The 2516-nt window shown below is 73.2% G+C and carries 2 protein-coding genes; both read right to left on the bottom strand.

Features of this window, described 5'->3' with window-relative positions; all coding sequences use genetic code 11:
* Window positions 1-171: 171 nt before the first annotated feature.
* Window positions 172-1368 (bottom strand): cysteine desulfurase NifS, encoded by a 1197-nt coding sequence (gene nifS / locus Q7W29_05690; protein ID MDO9171305.1) that lies wholly within the window; start codon window positions 1366-1368, stop codon window positions 172-174.
* 20 nt (window positions 1369-1388) lie between these two features.
* Complete coding sequence (gene nifU, locus Q7W29_05685) at window positions 1389-2249, bottom strand: Fe-S cluster assembly protein NifU (GenBank protein ID MDO9171304.1); 861 nt, start codon at window positions 2247-2249, stop codon at window positions 1389-1391.
* Window positions 2250-2516 lie beyond the last annotated feature (267 nt).

Genomic DNA, 2516 nt, shown 5'->3' with positions numbered 1-2516 from the left:
GACCGGCAGGCGCGCGGGGTCGTCGCGGGACGCCGCCAGCGCGGCCGCGAACGCCGCGACCGGCGCGTCGAGCCGGCCGGCCGGGACCGCGCCCGCGAGCGGTCCGTCGAGCAGGCCGGCGGCGGTGTCGGTGTCGTGCGTCAGCATGGTGCGGCGACGGCGGGGAGCGGCTCAGCCCCCGAACGTCTTGCGCTCCTTCCCGAAGGGGGTGATCGCCCGCAGCCTCTCCACGATGCGCGGCAACGCGGCGGCCGTGTAGTCGATCTCCTCCTCGGTCGTGTAGCGGCTCAGCGAGAAGCGGATCGAGCCGTGGGAGGCGATGAAGGGCACCCCCATGGCCTTCAGGACGTGGGACGGTTCCAGGCTGCCCGAGGTGCAGGCCGAGCCGCTCGAGGCGGCGACCCCGACGCGGTCCAGCAGCAGCAGGATGCCCTCCCCCTCGATGTAGTCGAAGCTGATGTTGGTCGTGTTGGGCAGGCGGCGGTCCGGGTCGCCGTTGACGCGGCAGTCCGGGACGGCGGCCAGCACGGCCCGTTCGAGGCGGTCGCGCAGCCGCCGCACGGCGACCTGCTCGACCTCGCGCCCGGACGCCGCCAGCTCGCAGGCCCGGCCCAGGGCGACGATGCCCGGCACGTTCTCGGTGCCGGCGCGGCGCCCGCGCTCCTGGTGGCCGCCGGCGATCAGCGGGCGCAGCTTCGTGCCGCGCCGCACGTACAGCGCGCCGACGCCCTTGCACGCGTGGAGTTTGTGCCCCGACAGCGACAGCAGGTCGACGGTGGAGCCGGCCATGTCCAGCGGCAGCTTGCCGACCGCCTGCACGGCGTCCACGTGGTAGACGGCGCCGTGCTCCTTGACGATCCGGCCGATCTCTTCGACCGGGAAGACGACCCCGGTCTCGTTGTTGGCCGCCATGACGCTGACCACCGCGGTGTCGGGCCGCAGGACGCGCCGCAGGTCGTCGGGATCCAGGTTGCCGAGCGCGTCCACCGGCAGGTAGTCGACCTCGTAGCCCTGCCGGCTCTGCAGCTCGCGGCAGAGGCCGAGCACCGCCGGGTGCTCCACCGACGTGGTCACGAGGTGGCGCTTCCCGGGGTGGGCGCGCAGCGTGCCGACGATCGCGAGGTTGTCGCTCTCGGAACCGCCGGCCGTGAAGACGATCTCCGCCGGCAGCGCCGCCCCGATCAGCGCGGCCGTCTGGACGCGGGCGCGGTCGACGGCGCGGCCCGCCGCGGCGCCGAAGGCGTGCATGCTCGACGGGTTGCCGTAGTTGCCGGACAGGTAGGGCAGCATGGCCTCGACGACTTCCGGCGCGACGCGGGTCGTCGCGTTGTTGTCGAGGTAGACCCCGTCCGGCGGGCGCGGCGGCAGGCCTTCCTGCAGGTTGAACGTCACGACTTCTCCTCGACGACTTCGAGGTCCGGGCTCACGTGCTCGCGCAGCTGCTGTTCGACCCAGCCCTTGATGGTGGCGCCGGAGGAGGGGCAGCTGGCGCAGGCGCCGGTCAGCTTCACGTGGACGCGGTGGCCCCGGATCGCGACCAGTTCGATGTCGCCGCCGTCGGTGCGCAGGGCGCGGGCGATGTCGTTCTCGAGCACCTCGCGGATCTGGCGGGACCGCTCGTCGCCGGCCGCAGGCAGCTCGACCTGCACCAGGCCCGCGGGCGCGGCCTCGAGCTCCTGCCAGACCTCCTCGATGAGGTGGCGGATGTCGTGGTGGCAGGACGTGCAGCCGCCGCCGGCCTTGGTGTAGTGGGTGACGTCCTCGATCTCGCGCAGGCGGTACTGCCGGATCGTCTTGACGATCGTCTCGCGGCTGACCTGGAAGCAGTGGCAGATCTCGACGTCCTGGACCAGCAGGCCGCAGGGCACGTCGCGCCCCTGGCGGTGGTAGTAGTCGACCATGGCCGCCTCGAGCGCCTCGCGACCCATGACCGAGCAGTGCATCTTCTCGCGCGGCAGGCCGTCCAGCTCGCGAGCGATGTCCTCGTTGCTGATGCGCGCCGCCTGCTCGAGGGTCAAGCCCTTGAGCATCTCGGTGAGCATCGACGACGAGGCGATGGCGCTGCCGCAGCCGAAGGTCTGGAAGCGGGCGTCGACGATGCGCCCGTCCGGGCCGAGCTTGAAGCACAGGCGCAGGGCGTCGCCGCAGGCCATCGAGCCCACCTCGCCGACGCCGTCGGCGTCGTCGAGCGCGCCCACGTTGCGGGGGTTCATGAAGTGGTCGAGGACCTTCTCGGAGTAATCCCACATGGCGGTAGACCTCGCGTTGGCGGCGGCGGACGGGCCGCCAATCAGGACCGGGCCCGTCCCCGGACAAGGGTAACCCATCGCCTGCGGGAATCAAGACCGCGGGCGAGCCGTCAGGCGGCGCGGCGCGACAGCCTGGTCTCGGCCAGCAGGATCAGCGCGGCGAGGCCCAGGAGCCAGGGCGCGAGCTCGCGGCCGCCCGCGCCGGCGGCGATCCCGCCGTCCGGCGCCGCGGTCAGCACCTCGGCCTGCGGCAGGCCCGCCGCCGCC

The sequence above is a fragment of the bacterium genome (assembly GCA_030654305.1).
Taxonomy (GTDB): Bacteria; Krumholzibacteriota; Krumholzibacteriia; order LZORAL124-64-63; family LZORAL124-64-63; genus PNOJ01.
This window is presented reverse-complemented; position numbering and strand designations above follow the sequence as displayed.